Consider the following 19,928-nt stretch of genomic DNA (forward strand, 5'->3'; position numbering starts at 1 on the left):
ATAAATAAAAAAACGCCCATAAAAAGGTTTTTTGGTTTATAGATAAGATCAGTATATTGAGAGCGAAAGAATAGAACATTGATAACGAGGAGCATGAAGCAATAAATACGAACGTCTAAAAAACATTTACTTTAATGTATATCTTAGCTAGGCAAATTTATTTTTTCATAGCGGATCGGATTTGTATTTTCTTTTTTAAGTTTATTTTCAAATGATAAATATTCTAAATGGGCGATTGTTTCGGCAATAGCAAAGCGCCATTGGTGTGGTGACAGCTTTTTCTTAGCAAAAATATGATCAGCAACTTGATATGCTGTCTGATGATGAGCGAGCTCTTCCATTTCTTTCAAGCGTACTTTATGATGATGAATCAATTGCTCTATCCGCTCATTTACACGATTAATAATATCTCCATGTCCAGGGAATGCCTTTTCTACATGAAGCTCTTTTATTTTACGAAGCGACTGAATATAATCATGTAATGGGGTGTTGCTTGCTCCTGGCCACAAGCTTATGTTCGGTGTAATTTTATCTAAAATATGGTCACCGGAAATAAGCAGTCCTTTCTCTTTTTGATAAAAGCAAATATGACCATTACTATGTCCTGGCGTATGAATAACTTCCCACGTTTTTCCGCCAAACTCAACTTCCTCCGTCATAAGAGGCTTTATCTGCGGTAAAGGATGAACATGATGAGCTATTAAATCCATATGAATAGAAATATCCGCACTTAATTGGCGAGGAACACCGTGATTAAGATTCATTTCCTCGACAAGTTTCGTCTGCAAGCTGTCTTCTCCCCACACTTGATTGATCATGTTTAGATCGATCTCATGCATATAAACATCGGCACCCGTTAATTGCTGCATCCACCCAGCAAGTCCAGCATGGTCAGGATGAAAATGGGTCAAGTATATCGTCTTAATTTTTTTAGCATGTATATTACATTGCTGAAAAAACTGTTTCCATGCCGCCTTTGCGTTACGATCATTAAATCCAGCATCAATTAATACGTAACCGTCTACATGTTCAAATAAGTAACAATAAACATATTTCATTGGAAACGGGACTGGAATACCGATTCGATAGCCGTTTACATCTATTTTTTCTACGTTCATTTTCCCCCTCCTTACCTAGAGAAATATTGATCATTTTCAAATTTCATAAAACAGGATAAACAACCCTTATTCGATCATCACGAGATAAGAAGCTGTTTTTACTTTTATACATAAACCTCTTTAAATGGATTGATCGCTTTATTCCGTTCAGGATCGATTTCTTGATCTGGAGCATGTTCGAAAATAGATTCAAAAAAGCGAACAGCTGGGATTGAGATTAATTGATGAATATTCCAAAATAACTCTCTTGCTTTCGTACCTGACCAATTTTCTGGCAATAAATCTCTCGGAAATCCTGGGTCTTGAAAAAGGAACTTACGATATTCATGCACGATCTGAGTCCGTTCGATAAAACACTCCTCATCTGTTAATGAATTATTCAATGCTTTCTCCCGCAGTTCATCGAACTTCGGCTCATATTGTTGAATAAATCGATCGTATTCATCAGAAATATGCTGTAAATCCCAGCCTTTATCAATAACATATTGATTGCTATGGGAAACGACTGTTGCTGAACTCAACAACATCGTATAATCCTCAATATGATAATTTTTTATCATTTGACGAACTTGATCTTCTAAAGGATTAGGACTTACCCATGTACTGTTTGAAATCATGCCGAATCCCGTCCAGCTTAGCTCTTTGCGAATTTCATTGCGCAGCTCTCGTTTCTCCTCAGGAAAAGAGTACATTAAAATTCGCCATTTCCCATCCCATAGTGGGCTCGGGGCAGCGTATACTCTTTTCACCCCATCTTCAACCCTTCTGCCGCCTTGTTCAGTGACAGAATAATAGCTTTTATTGCCGATTTTTCGCACGCGCAATAAATGGTTTTGCACCATTCGCAAAATGGCCCCGCGTACTGAAGATTCTGAAACACCAAATCGATTCATCAGCTGAATTAAACTTCCTACCCAAATTTCTCCACCATAATATTGAATATACTCTCCGTATAAAGTAAACATTAATGACCTTGGTTTCACCTTTTTCACCATCCATCACTTTGAAATCTAGAAGTATCTTCTTTCATTATAGTGGATCGTGAAAAGTTATGCATTAAACCGCGGTTTCAGTTTTTTTCCATTTGTATGAATATTTTCTTTCAGAATCGCAACCACATCATTTGGAATCGGCACAGCTTTAATTCCGTTTGCTGTTTGCTTCACCCATCCTCTTAACTCATAGCCATAGCCAGTGCGAATTTCGCCTTTAAATACTTCATGGCTCAGTTTAATTGTTTTGTTTTGGATTTCATCAACAGAAGTGCGCACTGTAATTAAATCTTCGTATAATAAAGGCTGTTCAAATGTACATCTAACATCTAAGAGCGGAAGAATTATATTTCGTTCACTTTCTAATTGGCTAGGTGATAAATTGCAGCTTCGAAAAAACTGATGGCCTGCGATGTCAAACCATTTAAAATAGTTAGGATAGTAAACGATGCCTGCTTTATCAGTATCGCCCCAGTTCACAAGTATGTCGATTTCATTCATTCTCATTGCCGTACCTCAAGCTTGTATTATTTTTCATCATCAATCAGTCCAATCTTTATCTATTGTGTTAAATGGCGATATCGAAAGCCGATATCGCCATAGAATACGTTATTTACTGACCTGTCCAATTAGCTGGTCGCTTTTCAATAAATGCGGATAATCCTTCTTGAGCATCTTGTGAACGGAATAAGAGATTTTGCAGTTCACCCTCATAACGAATCGCAACATTTAATGGCATTTCTTTTCCATTCATAATTGATAATTTAATATTTGAAGTTGCATACGTAGCACTGCTAGCAATTTTTCGTGCATATTCTAAAGTCTTTGCTCTCGTTTCTTTTTGCGGGAACAAGCGATCAACTAACTTAATGTCCAAAGCTTCTTGCGGAGAAAGCGTTTCGCCCGTAAGGTTCATGTCAAGGGCTTTTGAATGCCCGACTTGACGTGCTAAGCGCTGTGTTCCGCCAGTACCTGCCAACACACCGAGCGTTACTTCTGGAAGTCCAATTTTTCCAGCTTCGTCACCCATAAAACGAAGATCACACGCTAACGCCATTTCTAAACCGCCGCCAACTGTATGTCCCTCCAGACATGCAATCCAAATTTGCGGTGAACGGGCAATTTTATCTAATGTTTCATTACAGAAAAGGAAAAATTGTGTTTTAAAGCGTGGTTCTGAAGCTTTAAGGAAATTAATATTTGCTCCAGCAGAGAAAAACTTTGGCATGTCGCTCATTAACACAACAACTTTCACATCATTGTCGAAGCGAATATCATCAATTGCAGCATTTAGCTCCTTGTAGTACTCCAAATCGTAGGCATTTGTCTTATTAACATGCATATGAATTTCTGCGACTCCGTCCTTTTTAGTAACCGTAATCGTTTTCGTTTTTAATGCTGTTGTCAAATTAAAAACCTCCCAAAAATATATATTACGAAATAAAATCTTTCGTTGTTATTTCATAATATACAGAATATTTATACTACTATCAATCCCTTAAATTAACCGTTTTTATAGATAAAACACATTATTTTCTTTCATTTTCTTAAAATTTCACTACTTTTCTAACAATTTCATCTTTTTAATTCGTTCGTTTGAAAAAGATATTGCTTAATGGTGTTGCATGAAGTAATATTTCATCTGACTTTACATCATATAAACCGAAAGGAACTAAACGCAAGCCTGGAAGAAAGTCACATGTTAAAAATAATAATGTATAAAGAATATCGTGGAAAGGAAAGCCGCGTTGCTGTAATGCGAATAAAAGCTCATTATGATACTTAACCGTAACATCAAAAGAACGATCTGCGGTCATCATGCCTGTTAATGGCAAAGGGATTTCCAACACAACTTCGTCACCGTCTACAACTGCAATCCCGCCACCCATTTCATACACTTTTGCCGCTGCTTTTGCCATCGCTTTATGATCCTTTCCAATTACAAGCAGTTCAGTTGTCGTATTATAAGTAGAAGCCATGCCATCTACATTCACCGCAAACCTTTCTAAAATCCCTTTCACGATCCACTCGCCATTTCTATCAATTAATACAGCATTTAATAAACCTTCATGCGCTGATAAGTCTGCAAAACCATTTTTAGACGGTAGTTCGATATCTTTTCTTTGTGTAATAACGTTGCTGCGGAAATAAATAACGGGAACAGGATCATTCGTTGTATGTGGATATAAATAAAGTTCAGATGTTTCTAAAACTGATGTTGAAAATGAAAATGGCTTTCTCACAATATATTGATTCCAATCGATTTCAGGCAATGAAGCTGTTAATACACCGTTTTCGGCTACAACTTCACCATTTGCAATGACGAGATCTGGACGGAAATCAACAAGATTAGGTAATAAAATCACATCTGCACGTTTACCAGGAGCAAGACCTCCAATGTAATCATCAAGCCGCAAATATGTCGCTGCATTAATCGTCACCATTTGAATGGCATTCATAACAGGGACCCCAAGTCCAACAGCTTGCCTAACGAGACCATCCACAAACCCTTCTTTCTCAATAAAAGCTGGATGCGGACCGTCGGTTGTCATTAAAATTCGGCTTATGTTCACTTTTTTCTCGGTAATTAGTTTAATTATTTCCGCTAAATCTGGACGCAAGGAACTGTTACGTAATGTTGTCCATAAGCCTAATCGAAGCCGATCGATTGCTTCTTCAGCTGTAATTGCTTCATGGCATGCACTAACTCCAGCTGCGGCAATCGCATTTAATTTCTCATACGAACAGCCAGCAGTATGACCATCTGATATTTTACCTAGCTTTTTTACATAATCCATCGTATGTTGCAAAAAAGGATCACCATGATACAATAACGGCCAGCGAGTGACTTCAGCTGTACCGACAACGTCATCAAGTTCAAGCAGTTGTTGAACATCCTGTTCGTTAAACCACTCCCGCTCGCCTGGATAGTCCGCTTGTGAAATGAGGCGGACGAGCCAAAGAAAGTTTCCTGGCAATTGTTTTAAATCGCTGATTAATTTTTTAAATCCATTAACACCCATATGCATATAAAAAAACAAATTATCATTTACTGTTGTTGTTGTGCCGAGTGGCAATACTTTACTAGTAACACTGATAGGGTTATACACGACCCATGGATGGGCATGTGCCTCAATAAATCCAGGTGAAACATACATCCCTTCCGCATTAATCACTTTCGTACTCTTATCGATACAATGTTCCGAATGACCAATATAAGCAATGCAGTCTTCATAAATTGCAAGATTTTGTTTTAACAACTCTCCAGAATAGACATTTATGACTGTACCGCCTTTAATAAATAAATGAGCTGCTCGCTCGCCTTTTGCAACCTCGACTAATTCTTTTCTCGATGCCTTTATATTCACTTTCCTCCGCCTCCTATATAATATTATGTTTTAATATCTATCGAATATATAACATAATATTAATTTAGCAAGCGATTTAATGTCAATGATAAATAAAGGGTGACTTACTTACGACTAGAAATCCCACAAAACAATTCGTTATTAAATTGGGAATATCTTTACATGATGAGTTCTTTTTTGTTCTCACTTGATGCAAGACTTTACCTAATATCGCTTTTGAGAATTTGCTCGATTTCAAAAGCATCATCATGATTCATGCGATATTTTTGAAACATCCTATTTCTATCGTAAAAGATTGATTTAAAAGAGGAGAAAAGAAGGAGAATTAGGCGAGTATGATGAATAACCTTCGTGAAGTCTCAATTTTCAAACATCCCCATTTATTTATATGTCACTTCAATCATTCTTTAAATCTACTACTATGAATTTTTCATTAAAATCTGGAAACTTTTTAACCGTAAAACTTTTTTTAATTACGAAAAAACCTTGAAATGCATATAGCCACTCAAGGTTTAAATCAATCACATCATATTTTCGGAATATCAACCACTTCTCCTGGTGATTTTATTAATGAGAATATCGGGAATGTTTAGATTCCCCTTTTTCAATCAATACTTTTGAATCTTGAACATAAAAAGGGACGTCCAATAGTAGAAAATCTACTTATTGGACACCCCCTAATCTTCACAAATATGATTAAACTGTAAATCTATAAAAGGAATGTCATTTTCAATTTTTATCTTCATGCTATTAAGCGCTTCTTTTACCTTGCCTTTACTCTTTTGCTCTTCACTAAGATATTTAGAAAAGTACATATAAGAGTATATTTGTCTACACTAGCGTTGCATTAATGAATATTGAAGGTTATGAGGATTCCTAATAGTTAGTAATTAATTTTCAAGCAATAAAAAATCCTTTACAATGGAGGTACAGGTGATTCCCTGTCCAAATCCAATAGTAAAGGATAACCGATATGGACAAGAATACACTAAAATCATCATTTGGTAAATGGATAACACCTATAAACTCAAAAATACTTTTTGAACAAGTAGAAGAAAGTAAGCAAGATCATTATACGAAAAAACTGACAACTGTAGCCTACATAAAGCTTATGTTGCTTGCTCAATTACAAGGATTCGAGAGTCTGGAAGAAATGAGTGACGCACTGATTCATGATCAACTTCAAAAAGCCTTAGGTTTTGAATCAATCAGTAAATCTCAATTATCAAGAAAAAACAATGAAGTCAATCCAGCTATTCTTTCCCGATTATTTTTGGAGCTTGTGCACCAAATAAAAGAAATTCACTTTAAAAACGGAAAGCATATGCCATTAAAAATCATCGACTCCAGTACACTTCCATTAAACCTGACGAATTATAAGTGGGCAAAATTCCGCAAAACAAAAGCTGGTGTCAAGCTGCATTTGCGACTTGTGTTCATGAATAATGATACTGTATACCCTGAAAAAGCAGTCATTACAACAGCCAAAGAACATGACAGAAATCAATTGGAAATTCTCGTTGATGATAAGGAAGCCATGTATGTGTTTGACCGCGGATATGTTGATTACGAACGGTTCGATCGAATGATGGATGATGGCTACTTCTTTGTATCAAGATTAAAGAAAAACGCCGTCATTCGTGAGGTAGAATCCTTTTCGGTTCCTGAAAAGTCTACTGTTCTATCAGATAGAATGGTTTACATTGGCTCTACTCAAAATCGTACAGAGAATGTCTTCCGCCTCCTTGAAGTTGAGGACACAAAAGGAAACATTCTTAGGTTAATAACCGAATCGCTTCGATTTAGAACCTGACGAAGTCAGCGAAATTTATCGTCAACGTTGGGCGATTGAACTGTTTTTTAAATGGCTAAAACAGCATGTAAAGATCAAACACTTTTATGGTATGGGTGAAACAGCGATTCAAAATCAAATTTATCTTGCACTCATTGCCTACTGTCTAAATGTTCTAATCCAACTGGAGATGAAAAGCAAAAAAGCCCTACTCTGGATTAGTCGTTGGTTAAAGGCAGCACTTTGGAAGCCTGCTTACATTTGGATTCGCAAATTCGACAATAGAGCAAGTCCGTAAACACATACACAGTTGCTGTCACCTAAGTATTAAATGTATATTTTTACTAAATGGACAGAGCACCTTTGTTTAGCCCTTGTTCTTTTAGCAAAAAATAACACTGGTCTATTTACAGAATATTCCGTCTTTATTTATGCAACGCTAATGATAAAATATAAATTAATATAATAGGCTTTATAAAATCAGTATAACCAAACTCATTTATTTACTGTAATGAGTTTTTAATGTTTATTTATATTTTAGGAATATCAATTATGTTTCCTGGTGACTCACTAATAAGAATATCTGAAATACTTGGGTTGCTTTTTTTTAACTTGAATATTTGAATTTTTGTTAATTCAGGGTTAAATGATATATTTTGTGTTTTAAACTCCAAATTCATAATTTTATTTTGAAGTTTTAATATAAAAACCTTCCATTCTTGTAATTGAGAATTCGAAACTTCCTCCGGATCTTCTAATAGTCGATATCCATCTGCATAATGAAACATTAGTAATCCCGTTCCTAAATCACAATCTTTATTTTCAAGAATTGCATTTGGTATATCAAATCCACTATTCCAATTATAATTTGCTGCAAAACAATGAAGGATTATTGGATTATTTATACTTTTTATTCGGCTAATTGTATCCTCTTTATTTGTATTATAAAGTAATTCTTCAAGCAAACTAATATCTTTATTTTCCATTACACCTTACCACCTTACTGATATTTACTTATTTTGTATTTCCAATTGTTTTAGCTTTCTTTCCCAAAGTTCTACTGTTGCACCTTGGCTTGGGTACAATGGTAAACCATTCCCCTGTAATTTTCTTAATTTTTTTTGCAAATCATATACCTGCTTTTGTAAACTATCAATACTTTGGTTAATATCCATTTTATTTAATGCTCTTGCAACTACTTCATTGTAAACAGAATGATATCCTCTGTGTCTAGCCATTGTACTTATATTATCATCTGGTACTCTTAGAAAAATACCGTTTGATGAATCATCAAAGTTCATACCTATCTTTTTAATTACAGGGTTATCTGCCATTTCAGAAGGAATAATATGCTGTGCTTGATATCCACTCCATTTTGTTGAACGTTTAAGCCCCATTTCTGTTATCATTTTTTTTTCCTAATTTAGTAGAGTTCCCTCCTGTTACAACACCCGGAGTACCAGGAATAATCCTAATACCTTCACCCGTATCCTTAGTTATCTTCTCCCTACCTTCACTCTTCACCGAAAACATTTGCGGACGAATCTCACCAAGCGGCTTTGTTCCCATTCCAACAATCGGCAGAGAAGAATAGCCTGTCGACAGTTGCTCTCGATAAAGTACAGGGACTTTCATCTTGCCCAATTCTGCTTTCGCTGCGTTAATCTTTTCTTGGATAAATTCTTTGCTGTATGGTTTACTGTTGTTCACTTTCGGTGATTTTCCAGGACTCTTTACGCTAGAAAGACCTTTTACTCCTTTTAATAAGGTGCTTGGAATGAGAGACGGCAAGGCAGAACCAGTTGCATACATGATGCCTTCTTGTTCAACTGAATCGGTCACAACCTGTGCGACAGATTCCGCTGTACGAATAGGGTCTTGGATAAATTGTATCGCAGCTTGAGAAAATGTATTAAAAATGGTTCTATCAAGGCCTTGTGGTGAACACTGAAGTGCGAAAAAAATACTATTTGAAAAGTATGAGAGCTTCGAGAAGCTATCTAAAGCAATAGAGGAATACATTCACTTTTGCAATCATAAACGTCTACAGAAAAGATTAAACGACCTTAATTCAATGAAATACAGGGCTAAAACCACTTAAATACATTTTTATTATTTCCACTGTCTACTTAACAGGGTGCAGTTTAAAATATCTCAAGGTTTTTTGATAATTCTATTTGATTTCGCAGCTTCTTCTTCATAATAGATTACCCCAAAAAAATTCTATTGTTCTTTCTCAGGTGAATATACGATTATTTTCCCTTCTGGATATTTGCCACCTCCCCATCCACAAGGCCAACCACCAAGTTTATAAATTTCAAAGATTTTCTCATAAAGATTGAACTTTGCCAACTTTCCCATTTACTAAACGATTTAGTGCACACATATATAAATCTCCGACTATTTCTTCAAAAATATCAATATATCTTGATACAAAATCACTTGGATATTTGTGGGGTGATTGTATAATTTCTCTTAAGGGACGTTCCTTAGAATTTAAATTATTTTCATACAATTTCCCAATGATCTCTCCACTTTCGTAAGATTTAATATCATCCCAAACATTTTCAACTTCATCCAAATCTTGAGACCATGCTAATTCTCTTGCTCTTTCATAATCATTGATCATGACAATATCAAAATTTAAAAGATTTTCGTTATGAAAAAGTTGCAAATTTATAATAAAGTTAATAACTTCTTCGACTAATTGGGTGTTTTCTCCGTATTTCATTTATTTATCCACCTTTCCCAAAGTTCTTCAGTAGCACCGCCACCTCTTTGCCAAATCTTTATTTCTTCATTTAGTCTTGTTTTATAAAATTTTTCAATACCGATCTCCAAGACTTTTGACTTGTACAAAGGCAAGCCGCTCTCTGTTCCCTTTTTTAATATTTGTTGTAATTCGAATACTTGTTTTTCTAGCTCATCAACGCTTCGATTAATATTTAACTTATCTAGTTGATCTTTAACAACATTATTATATATACTATGAAATCCTCTATGTCTAGACAAAGCACTTGGGTCTTTTGTGGGAATTAGTAAAAATATCCCATTTTTAGCATGATCCATTTCTATTCCAATTTTCTTTAATACAGGATGATTCTTTAAGTTTTTAGGTATAATATGTTGTGCTTGATACCCCTTCCATGATACAGAACTAGGAAGACCCATGGATTCCAATAAATTTTTCCCTAATTTTGTAGAATTTCCTCCTGTAACAACACCTGGTTTACCTGGAATAAGTCTATTAGTATTAGTTACCTTCTTACCTTCACTCTTCACCGAAAACATTTGCGGACGAATCTCACCGAGCGGTTTCGTTCCCATTCCAACAATCGGCAGAGAAGAATAGCCTGTCGACAGTTGATACTTATCAACAATAATCTGTGCGTGTGGGAAAAGATTTTGAATTGCCTTATGAATGGGTATCAATCACCACGTTTTTTACTGACAAAAGTTCCATAGTAGAGGCACAATGACGATTTTGATGCATACCCATCACCACCCCTAAATCAGCATCATAAAGAACGGTCTCATAGGTATGTCCCTTTCGAACGGCCACTTCATCCAAGCTTAACGTGATTTCATGATCTTTTTGCCTTTCATGGATGAATGCCTCCTGTTCCTTTGCTTTTTCATGAGCAACCGAATAGAAAATACGTTCCACTGTTGAGTAAGCTATTTTATATTTCCGGCTTATGTCTTGAATGGTTGTTCCGAGTACTTGTTCATAGATAAACTGGCGAAAACGATGGGTATAGTGCTGATGTGATCCTACAGATCAAAAAAGAAGAAGAAAAGACTTCTTTACAGTTTTGGCACCGATATCTTTTCATGTGAATAATGAGAAATATTGGTTTGTTTAATACAAATAAATCACGTACTTTTCTTGTCCTTCTATCATGGACAGACGAGGAATGAAATCCACAATAGACGCAGCGCTCTTTTCTTTCTTTTTTCTCTACATGAACAAAATAATGCGTATCAAAAATCTCACGTTTAACTACTTTAAATTCTGGCAATTCTAGTAACACGGAAAACATTTTAGAACCTCCTATTAATGTTTGAGTGGTGCTAACATTATTACCAGGAATTCAAAAATGTTTTCCTTTTTTATGTTATTTCACAAAAAGTGATGATGAATCCTTTTTAATATTTCAAAGCTATATCCATCTCTTTCTTGCCCTTTGATGGAAATTCGAAAATATACTCGACACGGTTCAACTTTCACCATCAATATCCCTAATTTTTTCTTTTTATTCATAATCAAAAAACCTTGAAAGACATATAGCCAATCAAGATAGTAATAGGAAAAGTTAACTTAAATATTATTTTTCTTGTCAATGTTTGTAATATCACATTTGCCTGAATCTCATAGTTTTTTTGTTCAAAAAAAATTTGGGCAATCCTACTCGTAGACTTGTCAGCTAATATTATATCGCGGTATTCTGATTTTTCCCAAAGCTCTTCAATTGCTTTTTGTAAAATTCACAGTAAGCCCGAACTATAAAAATATGCGCACCTTCTGGTGCGCATGACAATTAACCGTATTTCATGATCTTTTTGGTCAAAATACGGCTAATTTCATTTATTTACTACATTCTGCCTTGATCATTTTCGACCATGGCATATATAGATCTAAAATTTCAGGGTTTTGATGGATACTACAATTTGGTAGATCGGTCAAAAGCTTTTTTTATATATTCGTAGAAATCGATGCCGTTACTTTTGGCTGTTTCTGCGATACTCAAACAAATGGCGTTGGCTTTTGCCCCAGCTTCGCTGACCGAAAATAGCCAATTTTTTCTTCCAATGACATTGGGTCGGATGGCATTTTTTCCGCGGGATTATTATCAATTTCAATCCGGCCATCATATAAGAATGCCTTTAATCCATCAGCTCTATTAAGTGTATATTCTGCCGCCTTCGCAAGGGCATTTTTTCCGAAGAATGGCGATGTTTCAACCCAGTTAAGGAATTCCTCCACTATTGGCTTTGAAAACTTTTTGCGTTTTTTTCTACGTTTACTCGGGGACAAATGTTTAAACTTCCTCTCGAGCCGATACAAATCATCGCAATACTTCACACCAATTCGGCCATTTTTGCTGTCTGCTTTCAGCCAATAACGCCGAACATGAGCCCAACAATTCGCAAAGCTGATTCCTTCAATTTTGTCATATGCAGAATAACCATCACAGATAATCGTTCCTGAATAATCTTCAATAAAACTTTCAAGAACTGAACGTGCACGTGATAATGAACTTTGAAATAGAACTATCGTTGGCCCCTGGCAAGGTATACTTCGGTAGACCCAGTTATAGGCATTGGCTTGACCCGGTTTACCGTCAGAACGATTAATAATTTTTGCATACGTTTCATCAATATGTAAAACGGATTTTGCCATCATGATCGTTTTCATTCGTTTCATAGATAGGAAGTAGCCAATCACCTGCTACACGAATGACCCAATTGGAAAGGTTTTTGTCATTCGTATCCAGTCCATAACGAACCCATTCCTTCACCTGACGGTGAAGGGGTAAGTACTGCACAAATTTATCATAGATAACTTTGGCAAGTACACTGGGACTAGTAATACTGCGTTGAATAACTGGTTGTGGTGCTTTCCCACGTTTTATTTGCGCTGGTTGGGATGAATCCCCCTTACATTTTTGTACACCCATAAGCATGTTCAATGTGTTGAATTTTCTTCATCCTTGCTGGAATGAATTCTGCCTCTTCACGTACGATTGTGCTGCCGATCTCAATCATTTGCCCTTGGCAACACTCACAGATTGTATTTTCTGGATGATGATGAATGTCATCTACTTCAATGTCATCATGTAATGAATCGTTTCTTTTTTTCTTTTGAACTTTTCGTACAACAGTATAAGAAATCGTCTGTTGGCTTTGTTCTTCTGTGTGCTCAGAATCGCTAAAAGACGAGTCATCATCAAATAAAGAGGCTTGCCCGTCTGGCGCATTGTATTTAGATTTCTCCGTTTTAGAACCATATAAAGCTTTTGTTAGCTGGCGAACTTGCTGTGATAGAGAATCAATCTTCTTCATTAATTCTTTATTTTGCTGGTTCGAATGAGCCAATTGTTCTTCGAGTAATTGAATTAATTTGTCCTTTGAAGAAGAGTCTTTTCCCACAATGTTCACCACTTTTCGTCCATTTTCGTACTCCTATTATAATCATTTTAAACCTTGAAATAAAGGAAAAATAGGTAGAAAAAGTTCAGAACGTGCCTTTTGGCGATGGTTGAATGGCCTTTGGCTGCTGAATGGATAACCCCTCAAGCAACCACCTGAGCTCCTTCTGAGATAGATTACGAACTGCTTGTTCATCTTTAGGCCATTGTAGCTTACCATTGTCCAGTCGTTTATAGAGCATGGCGAAGCCATCCCCATCGAAATACAGACATTTATATCTATCTTTCTTCCATCCGGCAAATAAGAATATAGAGTCGCCATAGGGGTCTAATTCAAAAGAATCTTGAATTAGAGTAGCCAATCCGTCAATCCCCTTCCGCATATCCGTTTTCCCACAGATAATATAGATATTTTTCACATCCGTATAATCATGTTTCACCAATGTTTCAACTCCCTCATGATTGCTTGGATGACGTGCTCCTCTACGCCGTTGAAGAAGGCAATTTCCGCAGCTGCTGTTTTAATCATGCAAGCAGGTTTTGAGGAAAGCTCAGCTGGAACTGAACTAGAAGAATTATTGTTTTCGGTATGTAATGTAACGGGGACAATAGTCAATTTTTGTTGTGGCATTTGAAAAGCACCTCCTTTTTTAATAGATACGCTTATCGTACCAGGAGGTGCTTCTATTTTATATGCGTTGTTTGAATTCGGGCTTACCATTCATCAATAGAAATTGGATTTTGCATGGAAGAGATCACCCTGTCACCCTGATTTATAGAAGCAAATGGAGCATGCAGTTCATGGGGTTACACGTAGAGTAACTAACGGAGATTGCGAGCGTTTGCCGACAGTCAAAAAGCCGCTGATGAACAGCGGCTTTTTGAGGTTATTGGTTTTTCTGCAATTCTTGGATGGCGATCATTTTTAATGCTGCCATTTCTTCTTCTGTTAAGCGTTCAGTGACCATTTCATATAATTCTGCTTTTTCTTCACTGCTCATTCCACTTTGAACTTTTGAAGCAATATCTTTGATTTCACCGACTGAAAACTCTTTTGCTAAAGATTTAATTGCTCCCTCTTTTGTTTTAAAAGGAAGATCGGTTTTGCTTAAATCAATATTTTGAATATCATCCACATTTTCGCCGATTAATTGTTGAATAGACGGTTCATTTAACATCGTCTCAATCTCTTCATCGGAAACGTTATTTGCCACTTCTTCAATTACTTTATCTGACATAAGCCCCATGACAAATTGATAGCCAAAATAACCTCCAATACCGATTACTGCAATGAAAATTAAAATAATAATCTTTTTCATGTGTCCTCCTCTTATTGACCGTAAAAATGTTTAATGATTAACCACATTTTATTGAAGCTTTAGCAACTCTTTTAACATCTGGTCCTCGCTTACAGCTCCGATTGCTTTACTGCGGATAACGCCATCCGTATCAATAAAATAACTGGTTGGGTAGGCCATTACTCCGTATTGGGCACTTACTTCCCCTTGTTCATCAAGTGGAATTGTAAAAGTTAGTCCGTATTCCTCGACAAAATGAGTAACATCGTCAGCTTTTTTTTCTGTTGCTGTTAAATTGACAGCAACAATTTCAATGTCTTCTTTTTTATATTTCTTATATATTTGTTCCATATAAGGCATTTCCGCTTTACAAGGCGGACACCAACTTGCCCAAAAATTGAGCATTACTTTTTTTCCTTTGAAGTCACTCAATTTAACTGTATTTCCTTTTAAATCTGTCAATGTAAAGTCTGGTGCTCGTTCACCTTTTTCTAAGCCGATCGGCAGCTCACTCGGATTTTTTGCTTTTTCATATTTTTCATGCTCATTAATCTTAACAGCTATTCCTTTCTCTTTTAAAATAGTTTTATCAATAACAAACAAAACCGCGATTAAAATAGCTGCACCGATGAGAAACTTTTTCATAAACGATCATCCTCTTATATTATAATAAGTGCTCTTATACGTAAATAAAAAAAGGGGAAATGTTATCAGCCCATAAATAACTGTTTCTATTCGCTAACTGGAAGTATACCACTTCTCCTCCCTTCATAATTTCCTTTATTTTATCATCTATGATCAATTTCTACATGAACAATGCCTTACATATCATACTGATAAAAATGATTGGCTAAATAACCAAAAATAATGATCTTTTCTTTAGCAGTCGCTTGATGATGAAACGTTAATACAGGTGTATTACTATCTTTGAATCGCTTCCCCCATTCAAGCGGAAGCCAGCCAATTTTTAAATTAGCCAGCTTTTTTTCATTCTTTTTTAAAACAGAAAAATCAGCACACCCACTTTCGTGATTTACTTGATAACATTTTACTCCTTTTTCATCTATCAATGTGCTTGTTTTTTTAAAATAATAGTTCTTCTCCTCGTACATGCCGATTAAGTTATACCTTGCATCATAAAAATAGCTTTCTTTTCTCTTTCTCCTTTTCAAATGATAGATTCCCTTTATCTCTCCCCTCTCGTCATAAAGAGCATATTTTTTACGCTCTTTTATTCCAGTAGTTTTCATTTCTTTTATTTCACCTACTAAAATGCCGTTTTGATGAAAAATAAGAATGTGGAGTGATAAGTCTGGGTTAAAAGTTAATAAAAAATCAGTTCCTGTAAGTAATGACGGTGTTTTCTTGTCGCTCTCTTGCCAACAAACTTGCTTTGCTTTATAGTCATATTGTAAAAATAAAACATAGCTGCCAATACTATAAGTTAGGAATGGAATCGTGAAAAGAAAAGTTTGATAAAAATCGCCGAGTTTGATCGTGAGGATGACTATTAAAATAGCGGGAATAAATGCTGCTAACCCTCCATTTAATGAAGAAACGGCGTTTTGCCGGTAATGTTGTTGAATATTCATAAAGTTCTCCTTGTAAAAAACTTATTAACTGTTCACTGTCCTTACTATATCTATTAACTATTTAAATAAAACATGAATGGGATGTTGAAATATTTGAAAAAGAAGCTTATTTTACTAGTGCTTTTTATCGTAATCATGATGATTTCTTATTTTCACTTACAGATCATGACGACTGCAAGCAAGACGCCGCCGGGGGAAGTTGACTATTTAATTGTGTTAGGAGCAAAGGTGAATGGAGAAGAGATGTCCCCTAGCTTATATAATCGAGCGCAAAAAGCTCTTGAATATTTACAAAATAATTTGGATACAAAAGTCATTTTAACTGGCGGTCAAGGTCCTGACGAAGGGATTGCAGAAGCTGAAGCGCTACGGAGATTTTTTGAAAAGGAAGGGCTCCAAAAAGATCGTATTTTAATTGAGGATCGATCTACCTCTACTTATGAAAATTTATTATTTACAAAAAAGCTGTATGGAATTGAAAAAGCAGTTATTGTCAGTAATGATTTCCATTTATATCGTTCTGTTAAGTTAGCAGAAAAATTGAAAATTGAAGCCTATCCATTAGCCGCAGAAACACCGGCAACGAAAAAAAAAAAAAATATTCATGTATTTAAGAGAATATGCAGCAATCTTGAAAATGTTCATTTTTGGTAAATAGCAACACTACTTCTCTCATCTTTACAATTACTTATATTCTTGTTATGATAATTTCAATCGAATAAACGTGTAACACTAGGGGGGCCGTACTGGCTGAGATTGAACTTTGTTCTAGACCCTTTGAACCTGAACTGGTTAATACCTGCGTAGGGAAGTGGCGATCATCATTAAAATATATCATAACATATTTTAATATAAACCACTCTTTATGCTAAAGAGTGGTTTGTTTTTTTTATTAATCATGTTTCGTTCGAAAAAAGAACAGATTGTGACAAATGTGCTGTGCACCTCACCTGCAACAATTGTCTTCAAGCTGAAAAAGAGAGGTGTTCCTCGTTTAACTAGTTAATTGAAAGACTGAAGGTGGAAAAATGACGCTTTATTTACATAATGTTACTTATGGAATCATTGATAATTCAGGAAATAAAAAAAATATTATTAACAAATTAAATCTCCAAATAGACAAAGGAACGTTTGTTTCATTAATAGGAAAAAGTGGGACTGGAAAAAGCACAATATTTAAATTAATAGCTGGACTTATTAACGCAGAAGAAGGAGAAATATGTGTGAACGGTCATCCAGCCTCGTTGGGATGTGTCGGTTATATGCCTCAGCGTGATCTTTTGTTGCCGTGGAGAACCGTACTTGAAAACTTAATGCTCGTCAGAGAAATTCAAAAGGACTCACTCGTAACAAAAGAAAAAGCGCGAGAATGGCTGGAACGAGTTGGGTTATTAGAGTATGAAAATGCTCTTCCGTCTGAACTTTCGGGCGGTATGAGACAACGAGTTGCTTTTTTGCGAACAGTGTTAACAGGAAAAGAAGTTTTGTTATTGGATGAACCATTCGGTGCTCTTGATGCCTTAACAAAAAGAGAGATGCATTCATGGCTATTATCATTTTGGCAGCAATTAAATAAAACGATTTTCTTTATTACCCATGATTTAGAGGAAGCCGTATTGTTAAGTGATAAAATTATCCTATTACATCCAAATGATCAAGCAGAAGAGTTTAAAGTAGAACTGCCGCGTCCTAGAAATGCTCAAATGATTCATACAGTAGAAATGATAAAATATCGACAAAATTTGGAGAAGCGAATTTCCAATGAATAGATTAAAGACGTTTTTTACCCAATATCGCTTATTTTTTCTTTTTTTTATTACGACTATTTTCATTTGGGAATTAGCAGTTCAACTGGAAAAGGTACCTTCATTTATTATTCCAGCACCATCGGCAATATTACTAATGATCATTGAACATAAACAATCACTGTTTGGCGAACATTTAACCGCTACATTAAAGGAAGTTGCCCTTGGATTTATGATTGCCTTAATCGGCGGATCAAGTCTTGCTGTGGCAATGTTTTTTTCAAAGTCTATTGAGAAAATGCTGTATCCAGTTGTGTTAATATCACAAACGATTCCGATTATCGCCCTCTCTCCTGTGTTCGTCTTATGGTTTGGCTATACCATTTGGAGTAAAGTTGCTGTAACTGTTTTAATTACATTCTTTCCAATTGTCGTAAGCACGTATGATGGACTTAAAAACAGTGATCCAGAATATACCGAATTGTTAAAATCAATGGGCGCAAGTCGTTGGCAATTGTTTACTAAAATACAAATTCCAATGGCATTGCCGTCATTTTTCTCAGGTTTGAAGCTTGCGATTGTTTTTTCAGTTGTTGGCGCCACAATCGGGGAATGGCTTGGGGCAAGTGAGGGACTTGGCTATTACAGTAGAAGAATGTCAGGTAATTTGAATGCAGAAGGTGTGTTTGCTGCTGTCACAATCTTATCGTTTTTAGGGATGAGCTTTTTTTTACTCGTGACGATATTAGAACGGCGAATATTAAAATGGAAGCTAGAAAAGAAAAGGTGATGGTATTTTATGAGACGAAGCTTTTTTATAGGATTCATGATTAGTTGTATCGTATTTATTTTTGCAGGCTGTACGCAAAATAATGAAGAAGGAAAAAAGGATGAAAAGACGACTGAAAAAGTAAGTATTATGCTAGATTGGTATCCTAATGCCGTTCATTCTGCGATTTATACAGCCGTTGAAAAAGGCTATTTTACCAAAGAAGGAATCGATGTTGATATTAAAATGCCAGCAGAAACGAACGATCCATTGCGACTTGTAGCTGCTGGTAAAGTAGACTTAGCAATTAGCTACCAGCCTCAAGTCGTCGTTTCGCGTGCCGAAGGGATTCCAGTCGTTTCCCTAGCTGCTTTTGTGCGGCATCCACTTGATCATTTAATGGTGCCGGAAACAAGTCATATTAATAGTCCGAAAGATCTTGAAGGGAAAAATATCGGCTACTCTTCAATTGAAATTGAAGAAGCGATTTTAAATGTAATGGTAAATAGCGACGGCGGCGACTAAAAAAAAGTAAATATGATTGATGTTGGGTGGGATTTAATTCCTGCTATTTCTACTGAGAAAGTCGATGGAATTATTGGCGGTTATATTAACCACGAACGTGTACTGCTTGAGAAAGAAGGGCATCCGATGATAACGATTAACCCTGTAGATTTCGGTGTTCCTGACTACTATGAACTTGTACTCGTCGCAAGTGAAAAAGGATTAAAAGAAAATGAGGAATTGTTTAAAAGATTTTGGAAAGCAGTTTCAAAAGGACAAAAAGATGTAACAAAAGATCCAAAAGGCGGCTTAAATATACTGCTTGGGCAAGAAAATGAAAGCTTTCCTCTTGATCAAGATGTTGAAACAGAAAGCTTAAACGTCCTTCTTCCATTAATGAATGATGATGAGTTGCCATTTGGTTATCAAGATGAAGCTGTTTGGGCAGAGGTCGCAAATTGGCTCTTCGATACAGGAATAGTGAAAGAAAAAATAGATGTTAAAGATGCTTATATGAATCTAGTTGACAAAAATGACTAGCTACCTCATTGGAGCTGTCTATAAGGCTAATTACAGTCTTATAGACAGCTTGTTTATT

At 35.8% G+C, this 19,928-nt stretch carries 20 protein-coding genes, 4 pseudogenes and 1 riboswitch; of the genes and pseudogenes, 6 read left to right on the forward strand and 18 right to left on the reverse strand.

The window, feature by feature from the left end; all coding sequences use genetic code 11:
* Positions 1 to 143: 143 nt before the first annotated feature.
* From K6959_RS08755 to K6959_RS08775, 5 genes are all read right to left on the reverse strand, one after another.
* Complete coding sequence (locus K6959_RS08755) at positions 144 to 1,118, reverse strand: MBL fold metallo-hydrolase (RefSeq protein ID WP_163243384.1); 975 nt, start codon at positions 1,116 to 1,118, stop codon at positions 144 to 146.
* Between the two features lie 104 nt (positions 1,119 to 1,222).
* On the reverse strand, positions 1,223 to 2,101 hold the full coding sequence (paaX, locus tag K6959_RS08760; RefSeq protein ID WP_223088208.1) for a phenylacetic acid degradation operon negative regulatory protein PaaX: 879 nt from the start codon (positions 2,099 to 2,101) through the stop codon (positions 1,223 to 1,225).
* A 66-nt stretch (positions 2,102 to 2,167) separates the two neighbouring features.
* Entirely contained in the window at positions 2,168 to 2,617 is a 450-nt protein-coding gene (locus K6959_RS08765; protein WP_223088209.1) for an acyl-CoA thioesterase, read from the reverse strand.
* Positions 2,618 to 2,723: 106 nt separating this feature from the next.
* The gene (locus tag K6959_RS08770) at positions 2,724 to 3,518 is read right to left on the reverse strand and encodes an enoyl-CoA hydratase/isomerase family protein (protein WP_223088211.1); all 795 of its coding nucleotides are present in this window, start codon (positions 3,516 to 3,518) and stop codon (positions 2,724 to 2,726) included.
* Positions 3,519 to 3,693: 175 nt separating this feature from the next.
* A complete protein-coding gene (locus K6959_RS08775) occupies positions 3,694 to 5,478 on the reverse strand; it encodes an adenine deaminase C-terminal domain-containing protein (RefSeq protein ID WP_163243387.1) in 1,785 nt (594 codons plus the stop codon).
* A 973-nt stretch (positions 5,479 to 6,451) separates the two neighbouring features.
* Here K6959_RS08775 and K6959_RS08780 point away from each other — a divergent pair.
* A pseudogene (locus tag K6959_RS08780) lies at positions 6,452 to 7,568 on the forward strand (IS4 family transposase).
* 232 nt (positions 7,569 to 7,800) lie between these two features.
* Here the strand turns inward: K6959_RS08780 and K6959_RS08785 are convergent.
* From K6959_RS08785 to K6959_RS08795, 3 genes are read right to left on the reverse strand one after another with little or no spacing between them, the layout of a single operon-like run.
* On the reverse strand, positions 7,801 to 8,256 hold the full coding sequence (locus K6959_RS08785; RefSeq protein WP_163243609.1) for a DUF4274 domain-containing protein: 456 nt from the start codon (positions 8,254 to 8,256) through the stop codon (positions 7,801 to 7,803).
* Positions 8,257 to 8,280: 24 nt separating this feature from the next.
* Positions 8,281 to 8,679: an AHH domain-containing protein gene (locus K6959_RS08790; RefSeq protein WP_223088213.1), complete on the reverse strand. Its 399-nt coding sequence runs from the start codon at positions 8,677 to 8,679 to the stop codon at positions 8,281 to 8,283.
* Positions 8,657 to 9,292, reverse strand: coding sequence for a hypothetical protein (locus K6959_RS08795; RefSeq protein ID WP_223088215.1), 636 nt, complete (start codon positions 9,290 to 9,292; stop codon positions 8,657 to 8,659). The genes K6959_RS08790 and K6959_RS08795 overlap by 23 nt, the downstream gene beginning before the upstream one ends.
* Between K6959_RS08795 and K6959_RS19825 the strand changes: the two genes are divergently transcribed.
* A complete protein-coding gene (locus tag K6959_RS19825) occupies positions 9,291 to 9,371 on the forward strand; it encodes a hypothetical protein (RefSeq protein WP_374058371.1) in 81 nt (26 codons plus the stop codon). The two genes, K6959_RS08795 and K6959_RS19825, sit on opposite strands and share 2 nt — an antisense overlap.
* Positions 9,372 to 9,493: 122 nt before the next feature.
* Here the strand turns inward: K6959_RS19825 and K6959_RS08805 are convergent.
* The 10 genes and pseudogenes from K6959_RS08805 to K6959_RS08850 form a co-directional block, all read right to left on the reverse strand.
* Positions 9,494 to 10,001, reverse strand: a pseudogene (locus tag K6959_RS08805) (cytoplasmic protein).
* Positions 9,998 to 10,561: an AHH domain-containing protein gene (locus K6959_RS08810; protein ID WP_163242953.1), complete on the reverse strand. Its 564-nt coding sequence runs from the start codon at positions 10,559 to 10,561 to the stop codon at positions 9,998 to 10,000. Before K6959_RS08810 ends, K6959_RS08805 begins: the two are co-directional and overlap by 4 nt.
* 124 nt (positions 10,562 to 10,685) lie before the next feature.
* The gene (locus K6959_RS08815; protein WP_262421942.1) at positions 10,686 to 10,937 is read right to left on the reverse strand and encodes a transposase; all 252 of its coding nucleotides are present in this window, start codon (positions 10,935 to 10,937) and stop codon (positions 10,686 to 10,688) included.
* Between the two features lie 61 nt (positions 10,938 to 10,998).
* On the reverse strand, positions 10,999 to 11,313 hold the full coding sequence (locus tag K6959_RS08820) for a transposase family protein (RefSeq protein ID WP_223088217.1): 315 nt from the start codon (positions 11,311 to 11,313) through the stop codon (positions 10,999 to 11,001).
* 545 nt (positions 11,314 to 11,858) lie between these two features.
* Positions 11,859 to 13,423: pseudogene (gene tnpC / locus K6959_RS20010) on the reverse strand (IS66 family transposase).
* 85 nt (positions 13,424 to 13,508) lie between these two features.
* Entirely contained in the window at positions 13,509 to 13,862 is a 354-nt protein-coding gene (gene tnpB, locus K6959_RS08830) for an IS66 family insertion sequence element accessory protein TnpB (RefSeq protein WP_262421973.1), read from the reverse strand.
* Positions 13,859 to 14,053 carry a hypothetical protein gene (locus K6959_RS08835; protein WP_163240371.1) on the reverse strand — a complete coding sequence of 65 codons (195 nt, stop codon included), beginning with the start codon at positions 14,051 to 14,053 and terminating at the stop codon, positions 13,859 to 13,861. Before K6959_RS08835 ends, tnpB begins: the two co-directional genes overlap by 4 nt.
* Positions 14,054 to 14,309: 256 nt before the next feature.
* Positions 14,310 to 14,741 (reverse strand): hypothetical protein, encoded by a 432-nt coding sequence (locus K6959_RS08840; protein WP_163242638.1) that lies wholly within the window; start codon positions 14,739 to 14,741, stop codon positions 14,310 to 14,312.
* A gap of 48 nt (positions 14,742 to 14,789) precedes the next feature.
* Positions 14,790 to 15,365: a peroxiredoxin family protein gene (locus tag K6959_RS08845; protein WP_163242637.1), complete on the reverse strand. Its 576-nt coding sequence runs from the start codon at positions 15,363 to 15,365 to the stop codon at positions 14,790 to 14,792.
* Positions 15,366 to 15,541: 176 nt separating this feature from the next.
* Complete coding sequence (locus K6959_RS08850; RefSeq protein ID WP_223088218.1) at positions 15,542 to 16,312, reverse strand: hypothetical protein; 771 nt, start codon at positions 16,310 to 16,312, stop codon at positions 15,542 to 15,544.
* Between the two features lie 93 nt (positions 16,313 to 16,405).
* Here K6959_RS08850 and K6959_RS08855 point away from each other — a divergent pair, with 93 nt between their 5' ends.
* From K6959_RS08855 to K6959_RS08870, 4 genes and pseudogenes are all read left to right on the forward strand, one after another.
* A complete protein-coding gene (locus tag K6959_RS08855; RefSeq protein ID WP_223088221.1) occupies positions 16,406 to 16,966 on the forward strand; it encodes a YdcF family protein in 561 nt (186 codons plus the stop codon).
* Positions 16,967 to 17,036: 70 nt separating this feature from the next.
* A riboswitch (TPP riboswitch) is annotated at positions 17,037 to 17,139 on the forward strand.
* Between the two features lie 201 nt (positions 17,140 to 17,340).
* Entirely contained in the window at positions 17,341 to 18,081 is a 741-nt protein-coding gene (locus K6959_RS08860) for an ABC transporter ATP-binding protein (RefSeq protein ID WP_163242635.1), read from the forward strand.
* A complete protein-coding gene (locus K6959_RS08865; RefSeq protein ID WP_223088222.1) occupies positions 18,074 to 18,847 on the forward strand; it encodes an ABC transporter permease in 774 nt (257 codons plus the stop codon). The genes K6959_RS08860 and K6959_RS08865 overlap by 8 nt, the downstream gene beginning before the upstream one ends.
* Positions 18,848 to 18,976: 129 nt before the next feature.
* Positions 18,977 to 19,870, forward strand: a pseudogene (locus K6959_RS08870) (ABC transporter substrate-binding protein).
* Positions 19,871 to 19,928 lie beyond the last annotated feature (58 nt).

This window comes from Bacillus aquiflavi (assembly GCF_019915265.1).
In the GTDB taxonomy this organism is placed as follows: Bacteria; Bacillota; Bacilli; order Bacillales; family Cytobacillaceae; genus Bacillus_BT; species Bacillus_BT aquiflavi.

What these genes read in the sequence shown, in the direction of transcription:
- K6959_RS08755 (WP_163243384.1), bottom strand. Translation starts at nt 1,118, where the DNA reads ATGAACGTAGAAAAAATAGATGTAAACGGCTATCGAATCGGTATTCCA.
- K6959_RS08765 (WP_223088209.1), bottom strand. Translation starts at nt 2,617, where the DNA reads ATGAGAATGAATGAAATCGACATACTTGTGAACTGGGGCGATACTGAT.
- K6959_RS08785 (WP_163243609.1), bottom strand. Translation starts at nt 8,256, where the DNA reads ATGGAAAATAAAGATATTAGTTTGCTTGAAGAATTACTTTATAATACA.
- K6959_RS08790 (WP_223088213.1), bottom strand. Translation starts at nt 8,679, where the DNA reads ATGATAACAGAAATGGGGCTTAAACGTTCAACAAAATGGAGTGGATAT.
- K6959_RS08795 (WP_223088215.1), bottom strand. Translation starts at nt 9,292, where the DNA reads ATGTATTCCTCTATTGCTTTAGATAGCTTCTCGAAGCTCTCATACTTT.
- K6959_RS08810 (WP_163242953.1), bottom strand. Translation starts at nt 10,561, where the DNA reads ATGTTTTCGGTGAAGAGTGAAGGTAAGAAGGTAACTAATACTAATAGA.
- K6959_RS08820 (WP_223088217.1), bottom strand. Translation starts at nt 11,313, where the DNA reads ATGTTTTCCGTGTTACTAGAATTGCCAGAATTTAAAGTAGTTAAACGT.
- K6959_RS08835 (WP_163240371.1), bottom strand. Translation starts at nt 14,053, where the DNA reads ATGCCACAACAAAAATTGACTATTGTCCCCGTTACATTACATACCGAA.
- K6959_RS08840 (WP_163242638.1), bottom strand. Translation starts at nt 14,741, where the DNA reads ATGAAAAAGATTATTATTTTAATTTTCATTGCAGTAATCGGTATTGGA.
- K6959_RS08845 (WP_163242637.1), bottom strand. Translation starts at nt 15,365, where the DNA reads ATGAAAAAGTTTCTCATCGGTGCAGCTATTTTAATCGCGGTTTTGTTT.
- K6959_RS08850 (WP_223088218.1), bottom strand. Translation starts at nt 16,312, where the DNA reads ATGAATATTCAACAACATTACCGGCAAAACGCCGTTTCTTCATTAAAT.
- K6959_RS08860 (WP_163242635.1), top strand. Translation starts at nt 17,341, where the DNA reads ATGACGCTTTATTTACATAATGTTACTTATGGAATCATTGATAATTCA.
- K6959_RS08865 (WP_223088222.1), top strand. Translation starts at nt 18,074, where the DNA reads ATGAATAGATTAAAGACGTTTTTTACCCAATATCGCTTATTTTTTCTT.